This window comes from Klebsiella sp. K5-306, assembly GCF_051835185.1.
Classification (GTDB): domain Bacteria; phylum Pseudomonadota; class Gammaproteobacteria; order Enterobacterales; family Enterobacteriaceae; genus Klebsiella; species Klebsiella oxytoca.
The window spans coordinates 1-17,667 of record NZ_JAIFJY010000019.1 but is presented as its reverse complement, the minus strand read 5'-3'; the positions used below and the strand labels follow the sequence as shown (position 1 = coordinate 17,667).

The following is a 17,667-nucleotide window of genomic DNA, read 5'->3' as shown; positions in this document are numbered from 1 at the left end:
GCTAATCCAGAGCGGGGATATTATGCCTGAAGCGCAGCTCGCGCAGGCGGTTGAGCCCGCCAAACTTTTTGCATAAAGAGTATTGAAAGCGGTAGACGCTGCGGGTATCGCACGCCATGATGCGGGCGATATCCTGACTGGAGTGCCCGTCCGCCAGCAGGCGCAGCGTCTTCATTTCATGCTCCGTCAGCGACGGTGTGCGCCGGCAGCGAAGATTTCGCCCCAGCATGATGCGTTTTATTTTCTTGATTAAGCTGCTTAAGCTATCGTTGACTTCCACCACCGACCATAATAATCCGGAGCGCAGCATCCAAAAATTAGCCATGGGTAGCATACTCTTATCCGCGAGTAAAATAACTTTCAGCCCGGTCTCCTGCAGTTTTTCAGCCCACTCCTCATGCAGAAAATACAAAATATTGTCGAGGGAGAAATCCACCACCACCATTCCTTCAGGCAGAAACAGGTAATTTCACGGAAAACCAAATCATTAACCGCTCGCTTAAAATAATAGTTTTTATCTGGCCATACAGAAAATTTCCTCTCTCCGCAAAGGGATCGCTCCATTTTATCTTCCGCTTCAATAGGGCAGTTTAAACCACACGCCATACATTTAATCTCATGGTCACCTGCCGGCATTACGCTTACCTCTTGAGTGGCTAAAAATATTTTCCAAAAGATACAGATGGAATATCAAACATACTATAAACAAAAACCCCTGCCGCTATTATATTTACTATAAATATAGAAAACAAAAGACTAATTTATACTTCCAGACCGTAAGGAAAATAACGTTAACAGATCCTATTAAATATTTTAATAGAATCTCCATATAATTTAACTATATCATATAATATATATCAAAACATATCTGACCTGATTCCCTTAGTCGAAGCGAGCATAATATTTTTTGTGACTTAATTTATCATCACGCAATACATAAAATTCGCAGGCTATCATCATTCTTTGGTTCTTGTGGGCAATGACCCCTTCACCGCCGCCGGGAATGTCTCCGCCAGCCAGTCGATAAATACGCGCAGCCGGGATGTGACATGGCGATTCTGCGCATAAACCACATGAAAGGGATAAGGAGCCGGACGCCATTTATTCAATATTTCCACCAGTAATCCGTTCGCCAGCGCATTTCTCAGCGAATATGAGAAGGTCTGAACAATCCCCAGCCCAGCCTCCGCTGCCGCAATATGCGCGTTGCTCTCATTTACGCCAAGGTGATGTTCCGTTTTGATCTCTTGCGCGATGCCGTTAGCCAGAAAGCGGAACGGGAAGGCTCTTCCGCTGGCGGGAGATAAATAGCCGACCAGCCGATGTCCGTTCTTCAACTCATCGGGATACGCGGGAACACCATAAAGCCTGAAATAGCCCGGCGTGGCGCAGGTCACGATCGTCGCTTCGCCGATTTTGCGCGCGATTAGGGTCGAGTCGTCCAGCGGACCTCCTCTGATCGCGCAGTCGATATTGCCGCTGATAAGGTCCGAGGGGCTGTCGGCAACCGCCAGGTCGATACGAATATCCGGATAGGTTGCCATAAAATCAGCCAACAGCGGGATCAGCACGTCGCGAGCGGTGGAGCCGCCTACCGCGACGCGCAGATGCCCTTTTGGTTTATTGCGGGCAGCGCGAAATGAGGCATCCACCTCATCCAGTTCTTTCAGAATCCGCACCGCTTTTTCATAGTATTCACGCCCTTCCGGCGTGACGGTAATGCGTCGGGTCGTGCGCTGCAGCAAGCACACGCCAAGATGCGATTCAAGCTGTTGAATCGCTTTACTCAGGGTGGCATTAGGCATATTCAGGGAGTCTGCGGCCCGGGTAAAACTGTTGACTTCGACAACGCGCGTAAAAACTTTAAGGGCTGAAAACCGATCCATTATTCATTTTTCCTGATAAGAGCCGCTGATTATTCACCAGTGTGAAGAGTGTTTTTCACATTACTCCGTTTTTTGCATCCGTGGCTGACGGTAGAGTGACTCCCGTACTCAGTCGCCAGGTGGTCACGGTAAGTGGATGACTCAATTGGCATATTCATACTTTAGTTAAGGAAGTGCACCATGAGTAAAAAACTTTCGGCAAAAATCGCGTTAGTCACCGGCGGCACCTCGGGTATCGGCCTGGCATCAGCCCGGGAGCTGGCCTCGCAGGGAGCGACGGTCTATATCACCGGTCGCCGTCAGGAAGAGCTTGATGCGGCGGTCGCGTTAATCGGTCCCGCCGCCAGCGGGATCCGCGCCGATGCCTCGATATTAAGCGACCTCGATAGGGTGTTTTCGACCATTGCCAGTGAATCAGGGCGACTGGATGTGCTTTTTGCCAATGCGGGCGGCGGCGATATGATGCCGCTGGGCGCCATAACGGAAGAGCACTTCGATCGCATTTTCGCTACCAACGTGCGCGGCGTGCTGTTCACCGTCCAGAAGTCCTTGCCGCTGTTGACCCAGGGGGCTTCCATCATCCTTACCGGCTCGACCGCGGCGGTGAAAGGCACCGCGAACTTCAGCGTGTACAGCGCCAGTAAGGCCGCCGTGCGTAACCTGGCCCGCTCATGGGCGCTGGACCTGAAGGCGCGCGGTATCCGCGTGAATGTGGTCAGCCCGGGGCCCGTCCGTACGCCCGGCCTGGGAGGACTTGTCGCGGAAGAGCAGCGCCAGGGACTCTTTGATATGCTGGCCGCCGACGTCCCGCTGGGCCGCATTGGCGAGCCCGAGGAGGTCGCTAAAACCGTCGCTTTTCTGGCGTCAGACGACGCGAGCTTTATTAACGCCGCTGAAATCTACGTTGATGGCGGGCTGGCGCAGATCTAAAAAATGCTGCCTGAAGACCCTTGGATTCATAGGTCTTCAGGTGCTACCGTGCATCTATAATTAGCCGTTTTGTTCTGTAGCCGAATGATCGGTGTACCTGTTCTAATAATTATGGATGATGATATCAATGAAACTTCAAATAGCGCTTATCGCGCTCGGCTGTTCGCTCACCGCCCTTTCCGGTTGTACCTCCTCAAAATCTTCACCGGAACGCCACGCTTACTATTTTGTCTCACACCGCAACGATTTCGTCGGCGGTAACTTCGCCACTAACCGTCAGGAAAACTACCGCTTAAATCTGCCGACCTTTACCGAAATCTATGCCCGTGGCCAGCAGGACAAAAAATCGGGAATGAGCGAAAGCGATGCCCGTCGTACCGCCGACGCTATCAGGCAGCAGGTGGCTGAGGGCACAAAAACCCAGCACGCGTTCACCGGTAACGCCAGCGATAAATGGGACAACGAAATGGAAAATAAGGATGCCGTATTGTTCGGTAACGAACTGGCCGGGACGTATCTTGATGGCTATTTTGGCGTGAAATAACACAGCGGGTGCGCGAAATGCGCACCGCGCCTTCTGCTATCTTTCCACCTTCACCCAGCGCTGCTGCTGATGGCTTTTCACTATCGCCGCAATGATGTACATCACGTCCGCCCCCTCGTAGAACGAAGCGAAACGCCGCGACGATGCCGGCGGCATTCGACCGGCGCGCACCACCTGATAAAAGCTCAGCATCATATTTTTAAACGCATCGGGCCAGCCTTCATTATGCCCGCCGGGGAAATGGGCGCTGGCGGCGGCCTCGCCGAGCATCAGACTCGGATCGTCGCTGAGCAGTTGGTTTGGCCGCTGGCGATGACCAATCCACAGCCGCTGCGGCACCTCCTGATCCCAGGCCAGCGAACAGCGGCTGCCGCCGATCTCCACCGTCAGGCCGTTTTTTCTCCCGGCGCTGACCTGCGAAACGATAAAGCTCCCCTTGCTGCCATCGTCGAAGCGAAACAGGACCGACCCCAAATCTTCGGTATCGACGGGCCGCGCTTCATACGCGGTACCATCGCGATGCTGGCTGAACGTCGCGTCGCCGGCCACGGGCACCTGGCGCGTCGGCCAGACGATAGACAGATCCGCCATCACCTCCACAATGCGTCGGCCGGTCATAAACTGCACCGTATCGCACCAGTGGGAACCAATGTCGGCCATCGCCCGCGAGGCCCCGCCCTGCGCCGAATCCACGCGCCAGTTATAGTCACTCTCCAGCAGCATCCAGTCCTGCAAATAGCTGCCGTGCGCCGCAAACAGCCTCCCGACGTCGCCGTTGCGCATCATCGCCGCCGCCTGCTGCACCATGGCAAACTGGCGATACACAAAGCTGACCCCATGAACCACCCCGGCGCTTTCCGCCAGCGCCACCAGCTCGCGGGCCTCCTCGATGGTCATGCAGAGCGGTTTTTCTGAAAAAACGTGCAGACCGGCGGAGAGGATCTGTCGGTTAATCCGCGCATGCAGGTGGTTCGGCGTACAGTTATGCACCACCTGCAATCCGGGATGCGCCAGCAGCGCCTCGACGCTACCGTAGGCGTGCGCCACGTTGAGCTGGCGCGCCTTCTGCTGCGCCACTTCCAGCGAACCGTCGCACAATGCCACCACCTCGATGTCGCCTACCCGACGCAGCGCTTCCAGATGCGCCGGCCCGATAAACCCGGAGCCAATAATGCCGACCTGAATCATTCTCCTCCCTCCTTGCCTGCGGCAAAATCATCAAACGCCCGCCCGGAGACCGGGATGATATGGCGGCGGATAAACTCGCTGCCTTCGCGCGCACCAACCTCCGCATCCTTCAGGCAGCACTCCCACTCCAGCACCGCCCAGCCGTCAAAATCATATTCTGTGAGCTTGCTGAAAATCGTTTTGAAATCGATCTGCCCGTCGCCCAGCGAACGAAAACGCCCCGCTCGCTGCTGCCAGTTCTGATAGCCGCCGTAGACCCCAGTGCGCCCGCTGCGGCGGAATTCGGCATCTTTGACGTGAAACGCTTTGATCCGCGAATGATAGATATCGATGTAACCCAGGTAGTCCATCTGCTGAAGATGTAGATGGCTGGGGTCATAGAGCATATTGCAGCGCGGATGGTTATCGACCCGCTGCAGGAAACGCTCAAATGTCACGCCATCATGCAGGTCTTCGCCGGGATGGATTTCGTAGCAGACATCCACGCCCTGCTCGTCAAAAACGTCCAGCAGCGGTCGCCAGCGCCGGGCCAGTTCATCGAAGGCCTCATCGAGAAGCGGCTGATTATGCGGCGGCCACGGATAAAAATAAGGCCACGCCAGCGCGCCGGAAAAGGTGGCGTGCGCCTTCAGCCCCAGACGCGCCGAGGCCACCGCCGCCTGGCGCACTTTCTCGACCGCCCACTGCTGGCGCGCCTGCGGGTTACCGCGCAGCGCGGCGGGCGCAAACGCGTCAAAGGCCTTATCATAAGCCGGATGGACGGCCACCAGCTGTCCCTCAAGATGAGTGGACAGCTCGCTGATCGCCAGGCCCTGTTCCGCCAGTATGCCGCTCACCTCATCGCAGTAGCTCTGACTTGCGGCGGCGCGTTCAACGTCGAAAATCGCCGGATGATTGCAGGGGATCTGCAATGCCTGATAGCCCAAACCTGCGGCCCACTGCGCCACGCCCTCCAGGGTATTAAACGGCGCCTGCGGGCCGATAAACTGCGCCAGAAAAATGCCCGGTCCTTTAATGGTTTTCATACCACCTCCTGAAAAATTAACGCTGCTCTTTCTCGTTGTACTGGAAAGAGAAAAGGAAAATCAGCGCGATAACCGCAGCGGCCACCGCCGGGATCCACCAGAAGGTCACCCACGCCTGCGGCACGCTCTGGCCGGCGACCAGATGGTTATACAGCGCGCCGGAGATCTGCGATCCCAGCAGCATACCGATGCCATAGGTGAACATAACAATCATGCTCTGCGCCTGGCCTTTGACCTTCTCACCGGCCACGCGATCGGTACAAATAAAGCCGACTACAAAGAAAAAGTCGTAGCAGACGCCGTGCAGCAGGATGCCCAGATAGAGCAGGAACCGCCCCTCTTCGCTGACGCCAAGGGCAAAGAAGGCGTAGCGTACGAACCACGCCGCCATGCCGATCAGCAGCATGTATTTAACCCCCAGGCGGCGGAACAGCAGCGGGATCACCAGCATAAAGAAGATTTCTGACATCTGACCGAAAGACATCGCGGTGCTGACGTCCGCCACCCCGGCATCCGCCAGATAAGAGGCGGTGTAGGCGTAGTAGGTCCCGAGCGGAATCGAAATCAGCGTCGCGCAGAGGGAGAAAATGAGGAAGTGGCGCGTTTTTAGCAGCGCGAAAGCGTCGGCGCACAGCAGGTCGCGAAACTGTACCGGCGTCCCCTTCGCCGGAGCCGGCGTATGCGGCAGCGTCAGACTATAAACGGCCAGCGCCACCGAGCAGAGCGCCGCCAGGGTAAAAATGCCGGTGGTATCGGAGATACCGGTGACGCCGATAAAGATACCGGCGATGATCCAGCCGATAGTGCCGAAGACGCGCACCACCGGGAAGGTTTTATCGACGTTCGCCAGGCTGTGGAAAGCGATATTGTTGGTCAGCGCCAGCGTCGGCATATAGCACAGGGTATAGCCGAACAGCAGGCCGATCAGCAGCGCGCCGTTTTGCGCCACCAGCGCCTGCGGGACAAACCACAGAATAACCGCACCGGCCAGATGCATCACCGCCATCACCTTCTGCGAAGCGAAAAAGCGATCGACCAGCATCCCCAGCACAAACGGTGAGAGAATAGAGGCAATCGGCCCGGCGGAGAAGGCATCGCCAATCAGCAGCGACATCTCATAGCGGGTCATCACCAACCCCAGCGTCACCGACCAGCTTCCCCAGATAAAAAACTGCATAAACATCATTAACGACAGCCGCGGCACCAGAAAACGGTGGGCTACGCGGGGTGTTTCACGACCTTCGGTTGTTGTGACCATTTCGACCGCCCTCAAAAAGTAATCGATTACAAATACGCTCAAATAAAAAGTAATCGATTACAAAAAGAAGATCGCGGGCAAAATACGCTAAGCGCGAAGAAGATCACAATAAAAAGAGATAATGCCCCGCCGGACGACGGGGCGATCGCCCTACGCCGAACGGCGCAGGGTTTTAAAGGCCACAAACAGGAACAGGATCCAGACCGGCAGCAGAATCGCCGACAGGCGCATACCGTCAATCGTGCACATCAGCACCAGGATCAGCCCAAGAAAGGCGATACAGATATAGTTGCTGGCGGGCGACAACAGGGCTTTAAACTTCGATTCGCGCCCTTTGCGCCGCTGGGCGGCGCGGAACTTCAGGTGCGCCAGACAGATCATAATCCAGTTCAGCAGCAGCGTCGCTACCACCAGCGCCATCAGCAGACCGAGAGCTTTTTGCGGCAGCAGGTAGTTAAGCAGCACCACCAGCGAAGTAATGACTCCCGATAGCAGCAGGGAGTTAACCGGCACGCCGCGCTTGCTGACGCGGGCGAGAAACTTCGGCGCATTACCCTGTACCGACAGTCCGAACAGCATCCGGCTATTGGAATAAACGCCGCTGTTATAGACCGACAGCGACGCTACCAGAATAACGAAGTTTAGCGCTGAAGCCACCACGTTACTGTCCAGATTATGAAAGATCATCACGAACGGGCTGCTGTCGGATTTAATTTCCACCCACGGATAGAGCGCCAGCAGAACCACCAGCGAGCCGATATAAAACAGCAGGATACGGTATACCACCTGGTTAACCGCTTTCGGGATGCTCTTTTCCGGATTGTGGGCTTCCGCCGCGGTAATGCCGATGAGCTCCAGCCCGCCGAAGGAAAACATAATGACCGCCAGCGACATGATCAGGCCGTGCCAGCCGGTGGCGAAGAAACCGCCGTGTTTCCACAGATTATCAATGCCCGCTTTGCTGCCGCCGTGGCCGCCGAACAGCATCCACAGGCCAAAGCCGATCATGCCGATAATCGCCAGCACCTTGATCAGCGCAAACCAGAACTCCGCTTCACCGTACAGACGCACGTTCACCAGGTTGACGGCGTTGATAATGATGAAAAAAGCGGCGGCCCAGATCCACGTCGGCACGTCCGGCAGCCAGTACTGCATATAGATCCCGGCGGCGGTCAGTTCCGCCATCCCGACCAGCACGAACATTACCCAGTAGTTCCAGCCGGAAAGAAAGCCGGCGAACGGCCCCCAGTACTTATAAGCAAAGTGGGCAAAGGAACCAGAAACCGGTTCTTCGACGACCATTTCGCCAAGCTGGCGCATGATCAGAAATGCGATGATGCCGGCGACGGCATAGCCGAGCAGTACGGCCGGTCCCGCCATTTGAATGGCTGGCCCGATGCCGAGAAACAGGCCGGTACCGATGGCGCCGCCAAGGGCGATAAGCTGAATATGTCGGTTCTGTAAACCGCGGTGAAGCGTCGGGCCGCTTTCCTCTACGGCATCCGACGGCGTTGACGCGTCTTTCACGTCGATCCCCTGTGTGTTTATATGAAGGGGCACCTTGTAACACTTATCCCCGTCATACTTCAAGCCGCAGATGCCCTGGCTTCATACGTTCATTGATTTATCACAAGGGGCGAGCAGCCCTGCCCGCCCCAGCGTTTTGCTTAGAACTCGTAGCCGACCGAAACCTTGAACGTCCGTGGTTCGCCACGGAACAGATAGGTTCCGCTGTCATCCGCGCCGGACCAGTAGTTCTCATCCGTCACGTTATCCACCCCCGCACGCACCGTCATCTGGTTCTGATTTTCATTAAGCGCGAGGCGATAGCGCACGCCGAGATCAAGGGTGGTGTAGCTATCAATCTTCTTGCTATTCGCCTGGTCGGCATACTGCGAACCGGAATGGTTGAGGCGCGCGGTGGCGGTCAGGCCGTCGATGGGCTTGATGTCATACTCTGCCCCAAGCACCGCGTAGAACCCCGGTACGCCGATCGCTGTTTTACCGTCGTTGATACCATCCTTGGTTTTCGACAGTTCGGCTTTCAGCCAGGTCGCGCTGGCGTTAAGGCGCAGACCGTACAGCGGTTCGCCGAAGACGTTAAATTCCACGCCGCGATTACGCTGCTCGCCGTTAAGGCCATAGCGTTTCTGGCTATCGAGGAATGCCGACGGCATTTTAATTTCAAACAGCGCCAGCGAGCCGCCAATGCGGCCAAAATCCGCCTTCATCCCGACTTCGTTCTGTTTGGAGTGAATAATTCCGACGCTTTCGCCATAGTTGGCGGCGGAGTTCGGCGCGTTGCTGCCCGGCTGCAGGGCTTCGGTATGGTTGGCGTATAGAGAGATAACCTGCCACGGCTTGTAGACCACTCCATAGGTTGGCATCCAGCGGCTGTCGTCATACGCATCGCTTTGCAGGCCGGTGGTTTTGTTGTAGTTACGTACCACCACTTTTTGATGACGCGCGCCAGCGGTGAACAGTAGCGTATCATCCAGCACGCCGAGGGTGTCGCTCAGCAGCCAGCCCTGGGAACGGGTACGGCCGCTGGTCAGCGGATCGTAATAATTACCGTCGGATGAAGAATAGGCCGGAGGCGCAACCTGCTGAGTATCGTAGATATTCACCAGCGGGTTATCCGCCGCCTTCGACATCCGCCATGCGGTTTTATCGTTTTGGGTTTTCGCCGAATAGCCGACGTTGACTTTGTGCGATACAAAACCGGTGGCGAACTCGCCGCGTACACCGGCCATACCGCTGGCGGTATCAATATAGCGGTTGGTATCCAGGCGCCCCGCCGTGGCGTTGCCCGCCCGGTCGATGAGCTTCGACGCGCTATATAAGCCGATTTCATGGGCGTGCTGCGCGCCTAAAGAGGCATAGGCGGTCCATTTATCGACAATGTCGTACTCCATCCTCAGCATACCAAACTCATTTTCGATATCGCTGTAAGCCCATTTTTGCGTGTAGTTGTGGGTGTTATCCGGCAGGCGCGGAATAAAATCGACGCCCGAAATGTTGATCCCCATCGGGCCGCCGTGGAAGGTTTTTTTTTGATAGCCAAAGTCAAACGAGCTGCGCATGCGTTCGCCGCGATAATCGAGACCAATAGAAGCCAGCGTGGTTCTGCGTTTATCACTCTCCACCGCCGTCTCGCCTTCGCGGTGCACCAGGTTCACCCGCGCGCCGAACTGGTTATCATCGCCAAAGCGGCGACCCAAATCCAGCGAGCCGCCGACCTGAGAATCTGAGGTATAGTCCACGCCCACGCGAGCGGTCGGGATATCTTCCGCGCGCTTGGGTTCAAGGTTGATCATGCCGCCGACGCCGGAACTGGCTGCGCCGTTCAGCAGGGCGTTGGCGCCTTTAAAAATTTCCACCCGCTCAAGCATGGCGGTATCCACTACCTGACGCGGCACCACGCCCGCCAGCCCGCTCAGGGTCATATCGTCGCCGTCAAATTTAAGGCCGCGAATGCGGTAGGTCTCAGCGTAGTTACCGTAGCCCTGCACCGGCTGAACCCCGGCATCGTTACTCACTACGTCGGTGATGGTTTTCGCCTGCTGATCCTGAATCAGCTTCGAGGTATAGCCGATAATGCTGAACGGAACGTCCATCGCGTTTTGTTCGCCGAGCATTCCGAGGCGGCCGCCGTTGGCGACCTGGCCGTCGAGATAGGCGGGCACCACCAGGTCGCCGCCGGCTCTAAAGCGGCTGTCGGGCGTCGCCTGAACGACCATGGTTTCTTCGTTTTTCTGACGTTCGCCGGCGTCGTTTTCTACCGCAGCGGCTGAATGGGTGATCGCGCCAACGGTTAACGCCAGCAGCGTTTTTCGCAGTGGGAAGGCCGGAGAGCAGGAGCTACGCATAATTTGGTCCCATAGATAGGAAAATAAAGCCAGGGGCCCGTTGCCGGGCCAGATTTTTTATTTTGCGGTCAGGTCAATGCGGACAACGCTGTCCGGCCCTTTCGTCGAATGATCTTTATTGAACGGCTGTTTGACGGTGACAAACAATGTTTGCCCGTCGGCGGAGATCAGCAGGCTGTTGGGGTTAGCCGGAATATCCCATGATTTTTTTAACGCGTAGCTGCTGCCATCCAGGCTGATTACTTTGCCGGATTCACGCTGGGAAATATAAATCTCGTTGCGCTTTGGATTGAACTGCACCGCCAGCGAATCGCCCACTTCCAGCTGCTTAATCAGCTTACCGGTATGGATATCAAGCACCAGCGTGGTTTTCGCTTGCGAGTTGTCGGTGACGAACAGGCGGCCGGTGGCGCTATCTTCGGCCATATTCAGCAGCAGGGCTGGCTTTGCGCCCAGCGGCTTCCAGCGCTGCTCGATACGGTTGTTGCGTGGGTTAATCACCAACACCTCGCCGCTGCCGTTTGCCGCATAGAGACGTCCGGTTTGCGCAGAGTAGTGCAGGCCGGTCATCCATTTGCCGGTATTTTTAATCCGCGTTTTCAGCTTCAGCGTGTCGGCATCGACGACCCAGATTTGTGCCGGATCGGCCACCGCGCCGACGTAAAGCGTATTATTGAGCAACAGGATCTGCCGCGCGCCGTACGGGAATCCCTCTTTGTTACGCTCGCTGAACAGCAGGCGTTTTTTGACTTTGCCGCTGGCGGTATCAATGGCGCGAATGCCGCCGTCCAGCGAGTTGGTCACGTACAGCGTACTGCCATCCGGACTAAGCTGTACGGCAAAGTTTTTCTGGTCTGTGTGGGTCATACCGAGGGTTTTCAGGGTCGTCGGGTCCAGCTTATAGACCGCCCCGCCCTGCACATCTTTAAAGCCTTCAGCGCTGGCCACGTATAGCGCATCGCCTTTCGGGCTGAGCGCCATTTCATACAGCCCCTCCGCCAGCTCGCGCTTCAGCGGCTGTGCGGGGGTAACCGCGCTTTTTTCAGCCTCGTGTTGAGAAGCCGGAACGGTATGGGTGGCGGCGCAGCCGCTTAAGACAGCAGAAATAGCCAGCGCCAGCGCCGGGAGAGTGCATTTCATAAGATCAATCCTGAACAAAATCAACGATCCGATAGTGACTCCGCCGCCGAAATTAACGTTTCCGGTCTTGCGCCTGTGAGCCCCATCCTGTGCCTTCGCCGTTTCCCTGTGAGCCCGCGACGAACGCAGGTTATCTCCTGACAAAACCGCAAACAAGAAGAAGAATGAGAACTATACGCATTATCTTATCGTAATCAAGCCTGGCTTTTGGCGAATGGAAAAACGTTTCATTTTTCGGTGAAAGGGATTTGCCGCAGAGGGATGAGCTGAAGGTGAGGAACAATGCGCGACAAAACGCTGAGAGGCAGAGGGCCGGACCCGACAGGATCCGGCCTCAATGACTACGCGCTGGCGGTGTCCAGGCGCGCCAGCTGTTCCGCACTCAGGCTCAGCACGGCGGCGCGGGCAAAGCTCTCTACTTGTGCAATGCTGGTGGCGCTGGCGATGGGCGCCGTCACGCCTTCGCGGGTCATCAGCCAGGCCAGAGCGACTTCGGCAGGTTTAGCGCCATTTTGCTCCGCGACCTCATCCAGGGTATCAATAATACGCAGCCCGCGAGGATTAAGGTATTTACCGATGCGGCTGCCGCGCTGGCTTTGCGCCAGATCGGACTGCTGGCGGTATTTACCGGTCAGGAAGCCGGACGCCAGGCTGTAGTAGGTCACCACGCCGATCTCGCGGCTGACGCACAAGTCGCAGAGCGCGCCTTCAAAAGCCGAGCGATGATAAAGATTATATTCCGGCTGCAGTACCTGCCAGGACGGCAGGCCGCTTTTACGCGACACCTCCAGCGCGCTCGACAGCTGCTGCGCGTCAAGGTTTGAGGCGCCCATCGCGCGGATTTTACCCGCCTGCTGCAGGGCGTGGAAGGCTTCGAGCGTTTCGGCAACCGGCGTTTCCGGGTCCGGCCAGTGGGCAAAATAGAGGTCAATATAATCAGTGTTCAGGCGACGGAGCGAATCGTCTACCGCCTGCTGGATCCAGGCTTTTTTCAACCCTTTATGACCAGGAAGGCCTAAATCGGAACCCACTTTGGTGAAGATCTTCACCTTCTCGCGCATGCCTGGCCGCGCCTGTAGCCAGCGGCCGATAATGGTTTCAGACTCGCCGCCCCGGTTGCCATCCGCCCAGCGGGAGTAGACATCCGCCGTGTCGATAGCATCGAAGCCGTGGTCTATAAACGCATCAAGAATGGCAAAACTGGTTTTTTCATCGGTGGTCCAGCCAAAAACGTTACCGCCAAACACCAGCGGGGCGATGGAAAATCCAGTTTTGCCCAGGGGACGTGTGATCATGCCGTTCACTCCTTATCGCTTATATTCAGTATCCTTCGGAACGCCGTGAGGGCCAGAAAAGGACAATTACGGGATAGTAAGAAAAGGAAGCTAGAAGCGGGCTTTCCGCGCCCGCTGAATGCATAACAACATTATGTCCCGGAATAGACGTCAAAGCTAAAATATTTCCCGGCGAGCTTTTTATAAGTGCCGTCGGCAAGAATAGTGGCAATCGCGCCGTTAATCTCCTGGCGCAGAGCATCGTCCTCTTTGCGGAGGCCAATCGCCGCGCCGGCGCCGAACAGCTTGTCGTCCTTCAGGTGTCCGCCAACGAAGGCAAAATCTTTCCCCTGCGGCTGCTGCAGGAAGCTGTAGTCAGCCATCATGCCGGAAAGCACCGCGCCGTCAATACGCCCGGACTCCAGATCCTGAACCACGCGATCCGCCCCCTGATAGGCGACGATATTGATTCCTGCCGGACGCCAGTGCTGATTAACGTAAGTCTCCTGCGCCGATCCCTGCTCGACGCCGATGGTTTTGCCTTTCAACTGCTCGACGGTGTTTCCGGCCAGGCTGTTTTTACGCGCGACAAGGAATACCGGGCCGTTGTACAGCTTGTCGCTAAAGCCAATCTGCTCTTTGCGTTTCTCGGTCATATACATGCCGGAGAGGATCGCATCGAACTTACGCGCCTTCAGCGCCGGGATAATACCGTCGAAATTGCTTTCCACCCACACGCACTTCGCCTGCAGCTGTGCGCAAATCGCGTTGCCGAGGTCAATATCAAAACCCTGCAGCTTACCCTGCGGATCTTTCCATTCAAACGGCGCGAAGGTCGGGTCGACGCCAAAGCGAATTTCCTTATTTTCTGCGGCCAGGGCTGAGGTTGAGGCCATCAGCGCGACCCACAGCAGAAGAGATTTTTTCATTATTTATGGACTCCAGAGATCAACGGCAGTGTGTTTCAACTAACCGGGCAAACAGCGTCGCGCCGGTGGAAATAATATCGTCATTAAAGTCATAGCCAGGGTTATGCACCATACAGCTGCCCTTCCCGCCTTTCTCGCCATTGCCCAGCAGGAAGTAGCAGCCGGGGCGCTGCTGGAGCATAAAGGCAAAATCTTCGCTGGCGTTCATCGGCGAGATGGATTCCAGCACGCCCTCCTCGCCAAAGACTTCCAGCGCCAGCGCTTTGGCGAATTCGGTCTCTTCAACGCTGTTGGTCAGTACCGGATAAGAGTCAAAGACCTCTACCTCGCTGCTGGCGCCGTAGCTTTTGGCGGTAAAATCAGCAAGCTCCTTGATACGTTTAATCAGCAGGTCGCGGATTTCCGGCTTCATCGCCCGCACGCTCAGCTCCATCACCACGTTCTCCGGAATGACGTTCGATGCAATGCCCGCCTGGAAAGTGCCGACGCTCACTACCGCGGTTTCGCCCGGCGGTACGTTACGCGCAACGATGCTTTGCAGATTCATCACCAGCGCCGCGCCGGTGACAATCGGATCGACGGTGCGCTCGGGGTGCGCGCCGTGGCCGCCGTAGCCGGTAATGGTAATTTTTACCGTATCCGCCGAGGCCATAAAATTACCGGCGTAAAAGCCAACTTTCCCTACCGGCAGGCCCGGCATATTGTGCAGGCCGAAGATGCGCTCGCAGGGAAAGCGCTCAAACAGGCCGTCTTTAATCATTAAATCCGCGCCGCCGATAGCTTCTTCGGCAGGCTGGAATATCAGGTGAACCGTGCCGTTGAACTGACAGGCCGGAGAGGCGATATACTTCGCCGCCGCCAGCAGAATGGTGGTATGACCATCATGGCCGCAGGCGTGCATTTTCCCGGCAACGGTGCTAGCCCACGGGAGATCGGTCGCTTCGAAAATCGGCAGCGCGTCCATGTCGGCGCGCAGGCCGATAGTGCGCGGAGAATCGCCTTTGCTTAAGGTTCCGACCACCCCGGTTTTCGCCAGCCCGCGGGTCACCGTATAGCCCCACTCGGTGAGTTTTCCGGCCACCAGCTCGCTGGTATTAAACTCTTCCAGGCTTAATTCCGGATTGGCGTGTAAATAATGACGGATCGCAATCATTTCTTCTTCAGTGGCTTTAATTTCGGGAATTACACAGTCGGTCATGCCGGTCTCCGGGCAAAAAATGAGATATTCAGTTTGAATAACTTAACTTGTCAGAGGCTTAATGCAAGTAGGATTTGTGATAGAGGAAGGAGGCATCATCTTCTTTACTCATAATGATGAATTTTGTGAATTCACGGTACTGGCTCAAGGCATAACTTTAGATATAGTTATTCTTTTTCAATAATCTAAAATTAACAGCGACGTCAGGAGATAAGACTATAAAAATAGCAACATTTCGCCATGAAACGTCTGACAAACCGCTTAGCTAGAATATTTTACTCCAACCACCCCACCAGCAGTCAGACGGAAGCTGGCCCCGCGGGTCGCTCCAGGAGGCTGAATATGCCGATCCCGTTTTCGGTAACCGAAAATCGTCTATCTCAACCTCAAACAGTGATGAGTTGCTCATTCTTCTGCATGAGATAAAGAGCTGAATTGACAAACCATCATAAAAATGCCGTACATGCATAATGTGAAATAGCGTCACAGTATTCCATTCAGCAAAGTTTTTTTAAACCATTGACGTTAAGACATCAGCCGCGCCGAGATCCCGCTTTATAAATAATTAAAGTCATATACTTCCGTTTGAAAGCCAGGCTGACAAGCGTAAAAGACTTATATTTGATTAACTAAGTCAATATCAGCCTTTAATCCGCTTCGCGGGGTTATTTCCCTATGGCGTACCCTCCTCCAGGGCTCGTATTGACAAGCGAATATGCCATAGATAAATAGCATTCACACAAAAAATATCACAACACCCAACAAATCAAATTTAATATAAACAGTCAATCAGGAGGTAATGACCAGGATTTTGATAGATGAAATGTATAACCGCACAATTGAACATTTATTTTATAGATATATAAACCCTGAATTAAAGACAATTTAAAACATACTAAAATCAGAGCTTTCAACTATGAACATGCACAACCTTAGAGTTTAATACCACAACATCGCTAATGTTTGCTCATTGGCAAAAACATTTATTTAGGAATATTCTTGGATAGATAAGAGCCCCAGGCCTTTTTGACTTGCACCAGGAGGTTTCCCATCTTTATAATCTTTTCACATTGAAAATATAAATTCACTGACGTGCGGCGTACTAAAGAATTACGTTAGCTCTAACCGTGGGAATGATAAATATGACAATACGGTTAGCACAAAGAGCCCGACAAACAGCATCGGTAACGAAAAGAAAAAGCTGACAGATCATCACCGCAACAGAACATCCTATAAAAGAGGCGGCTTTTCTTTTCACAAAATACCACCAGGATTAAATATGTAACTTCAGGAAGCGTGAATATTACATGGACGCACTTTCTGTTAATGCTCCTGATAAAGACCGCAATATAGAGATAAAGAAATTTATTAAATAGTGCGTTGAAAGGCCTACATAGCCAGGCGAATAGCCAGTTGATGTAATAACGCCTCGTATCACGAGGCCTGTTTTGAAAATTAGATAAGGATATACAAATGACTAATCAGTTCAAGAAGATAGCAATTATCGCTGCTTTCGGTATGTTGCCTTGTGCAGCTTTTGCTACCCCAACCGTTACCTTTCAAGGGGAAGTCACCGACCAGACCTGTTCTGTCAGCATTAACGGGCAAACCAGCTCTGTCGTCATGCTGCCTACCGTAGCCACAACTGACTTCGGCCCTACCCTTGCCAATGGACAAACGGCTGGACTGACCCCATTCACCGTCTCTATCAGCGATTGTACTGCGCCGGCGACCGATATTAACATCGCCACGAAATTCCTTGGCTATGATGTGGATACCGGCTCCGGCGTTCTGGGCAACCGCGCAACCAGCAATGCCGCCGTCGGATTTGGTATTCAGCTAACGGCTTCAAGCGATGGTTCAAATCCGGTAGTGCTCTCTGGCCCAACGGCTGTTAACGGACTGGTACTGAAAGCAACCAAAACTGAAGCAAGCTACGAGTTCGGTGCACGTTATTATGTCGTTAAAGCGACAGGCGCTACCCCGGGTAAAATTACCTCTGTAGCCGAATATACGCTGAGCTACTTCTAATTGCGCAGCTCTGGCTGGCGAGACATTCTCGTCCAGCCAGAGTTTTCACCCGGTTTCTTTGTATCGTGTGCGATAGATTTCGCTGCGATGCCAAACATATCTCTTCTGGCAGCAAATTAAACTCAGACTTAGGGTACTAATTTAATACAGGAAAGCGAAGGATGCGCATTTATTTCTCATTAGTAGCAATGCTTCTTTTATGCCTGAGTCATCATGTCTGTGCTAGCGTAGTGATGACCGGGACGCGTATTATTTATCCAGCTCAGGCTAGGGAAGGTGCGAACAAGTTCCTGATATGAGATCATCATATTCATCCGGAGCGCATCCCAGAGGGACATCATGAGCCATCAACTCACCTTCGCCGATAGTGAATTCAGCACTAAGCGCCGTCAGAC

Annotated in this window: 13 protein-coding genes and 1 pseudogene; 3 read left to right on the top strand and 11 right to left on the bottom strand. The window is 54.5% G+C overall.

The genetic code is table 11. The features are described from left to right. Position 1: 1 nt before the first annotated feature. Positions 2 to 698, bottom strand: a pseudogene (locus tag K2184_RS23670) (helix-turn-helix transcriptional regulator). 258 nt (positions 699 to 956) lie between these two features. Next, positions 957 to 1,886 carry a LysR family transcriptional regulator gene (locus K2184_RS23665; protein ID WP_163524672.1) on the bottom strand — a complete coding sequence of 310 codons (930 nt, stop codon included), beginning with the start codon at positions 1,884 to 1,886 and terminating at the stop codon, positions 957 to 959. Positions 1,887 to 2,066: 180 nt separating this feature from the next. Here K2184_RS23665 and K2184_RS23660 point away from each other — a divergent pair, with 180 nt between their 5' ends. Both K2184_RS23660 and K2184_RS23655 read left to right on the top strand, forming a co-directional pair. Beyond that, complete coding sequence (locus K2184_RS23660) at positions 2,067 to 2,816, top strand: SDR family NAD(P)-dependent oxidoreductase (protein ID WP_004099957.1); 750 nt, start codon at positions 2,067 to 2,069, stop codon at positions 2,814 to 2,816. Between the two features lie 127 nt (positions 2,817 to 2,943). Next, positions 2,944 to 3,360, top strand: a complete 417-nt coding sequence (locus K2184_RS23655) for an Exc2 family lipoprotein (RefSeq protein ID WP_004099955.1) — start codon at positions 2,944 to 2,946, stop codon at positions 3,358 to 3,360. Positions 3,361 to 3,396: 36 nt separating this feature from the next. Here the strand turns inward: K2184_RS23655 and K2184_RS23650 are convergent, their stop codons facing one another. The 9 genes from K2184_RS23650 to K2184_RS23610 all read right to left on the bottom strand — a co-directional run bounded on the left by K2184_RS23650 (position 3,397) and on the right by K2184_RS23610 (position 15,241). Continuing rightward, positions 3,397 to 4,548 (bottom strand): Gfo/Idh/MocA family protein, encoded by a 1,152-nt coding sequence (locus K2184_RS23650; protein ID WP_163524670.1) that lies wholly within the window; start codon positions 4,546 to 4,548, stop codon positions 3,397 to 3,399. Then, complete coding sequence (locus tag K2184_RS23645; protein ID WP_064344983.1) at positions 4,545 to 5,573, bottom strand: sugar phosphate isomerase/epimerase family protein; 1,029 nt, start codon at positions 5,571 to 5,573, stop codon at positions 4,545 to 4,547. Before K2184_RS23645 ends, K2184_RS23650 begins: the two co-directional genes overlap by 4 nt. 16 nt (positions 5,574 to 5,589) lie before the next feature. Beyond that, a complete protein-coding gene (locus K2184_RS23640; protein ID WP_163524668.1) occupies positions 5,590 to 6,831 on the bottom strand; it encodes an MFS transporter in 1,242 nt (413 codons plus the stop codon). 150 nt (positions 6,832 to 6,981) lie between these two features. Continuing rightward, positions 6,982 to 8,358 (bottom strand): phenylalanine transporter, encoded by a 1,377-nt coding sequence (gene pheP / locus K2184_RS23635; RefSeq protein WP_004099947.1) that lies wholly within the window; start codon positions 8,356 to 8,358, stop codon positions 6,982 to 6,984. Positions 8,359 to 8,498: 140 nt separating this feature from the next. Continuing rightward, positions 8,499 to 10,700: a TonB-dependent receptor gene (locus K2184_RS23630; protein WP_064396889.1), complete on the bottom strand. Its 2,202-nt coding sequence runs from the start codon at positions 10,698 to 10,700 to the stop codon at positions 8,499 to 8,501. A 57-nt stretch (positions 10,701 to 10,757) separates the two neighbouring features. Next, complete coding sequence (locus K2184_RS23625) at positions 10,758 to 11,840, bottom strand: YncE family protein (protein ID WP_163524666.1); 1,083 nt, start codon at positions 11,838 to 11,840, stop codon at positions 10,758 to 10,760. Positions 11,841 to 12,181: 341 nt separating this feature from the next. After that, entirely contained in the window at positions 12,182 to 13,135 is a 954-nt protein-coding gene (locus K2184_RS23620; RefSeq protein ID WP_163524664.1) for an aldo/keto reductase, read from the bottom strand. A gap of 131 nt (positions 13,136 to 13,266) precedes the next feature. Further along, entirely contained in the window at positions 13,267 to 14,043 is a 777-nt protein-coding gene (locus K2184_RS23615) for an ABC transporter substrate-binding protein (protein ID WP_004099939.1), read from the bottom strand. 19 nt (positions 14,044 to 14,062) lie between these two features. Next, the gene (locus K2184_RS23610) at positions 14,063 to 15,241 is read right to left on the bottom strand and encodes a M20 aminoacylase family protein (protein WP_004099935.1); all 1,179 of its coding nucleotides are present in this window, start codon (positions 15,239 to 15,241) and stop codon (positions 14,063 to 14,065) included. A 1,473-nt stretch (positions 15,242 to 16,714) separates the two neighbouring features. On the opposite strand from K2184_RS23610, the gene K2184_RS23605 reads away from it, so the two are divergent. After that, a complete protein-coding gene (locus tag K2184_RS23605; protein ID WP_163524662.1) occupies positions 16,715 to 17,272 on the top strand; it encodes a fimbrial protein in 558 nt (185 codons plus the stop codon). The last annotated feature ends 395 nt before the right edge of the window (positions 17,273 to 17,667 follow it).

Excerpts from the sequence above, each read along its gene's own strand:
- K2184_RS23665 (WP_163524672.1), bottom strand. The coding sequence starts at position 1,886 with ATGGATCGGTTTTCAGCCCTTAAAGTTTTTACGCGCGTTGTCGAAGTC.
- K2184_RS23660 (WP_004099957.1), top strand. The coding sequence starts at position 2,067 with ATGAGTAAAAAACTTTCGGCAAAAATCGCGTTAGTCACCGGCGGCACC.
- K2184_RS23655 (WP_004099955.1), top strand. The coding sequence starts at position 2,944 with ATGAAACTTCAAATAGCGCTTATCGCGCTCGGCTGTTCGCTCACCGCC.
- K2184_RS23650 (WP_163524670.1), bottom strand. The coding sequence starts at position 4,548 with ATGATTCAGGTCGGCATTATTGGCTCCGGGTTTATCGGGCCGGCGCAT.
- K2184_RS23645 (WP_064344983.1), bottom strand. The coding sequence starts at position 5,573 with ATGAAAACCATTAAAGGACCGGGCATTTTTCTGGCGCAGTTTATCGGC.
- K2184_RS23640 (WP_163524668.1), bottom strand. The coding sequence starts at position 6,831 with ATGGTCACAACAACCGAAGGTCGTGAAACACCCCGCGTAGCCCACCGT.
- K2184_RS23630 (WP_064396889.1), bottom strand. The coding sequence starts at position 10,700 with ATGCGTAGCTCCTGCTCTCCGGCCTTCCCACTGCGAAAAACGCTGCTG.
- K2184_RS23625 (WP_163524666.1), bottom strand. The coding sequence starts at position 11,840 with ATGAAATGCACTCTCCCGGCGCTGGCGCTGGCTATTTCTGCTGTCTTA.
- K2184_RS23620 (WP_163524664.1), bottom strand. The coding sequence starts at position 13,135 with ATGATCACACGTCCCCTGGGCAAAACTGGATTTTCCATCGCCCCGCTG.
- K2184_RS23615 (WP_004099939.1), bottom strand. The coding sequence starts at position 14,043 with ATGAAAAAATCTCTTCTGCTGTGGGTCGCGCTGATGGCCTCAACCTCA.
- K2184_RS23610 (WP_004099935.1), bottom strand. The coding sequence starts at position 15,241 with ATGACCGACTGTGTAATTCCCGAAATTAAAGCCACTGAAGAAGAAATG.
- K2184_RS23605 (WP_163524662.1), top strand. The coding sequence starts at position 16,715 with ATGACTAATCAGTTCAAGAAGATAGCAATTATCGCTGCTTTCGGTATG.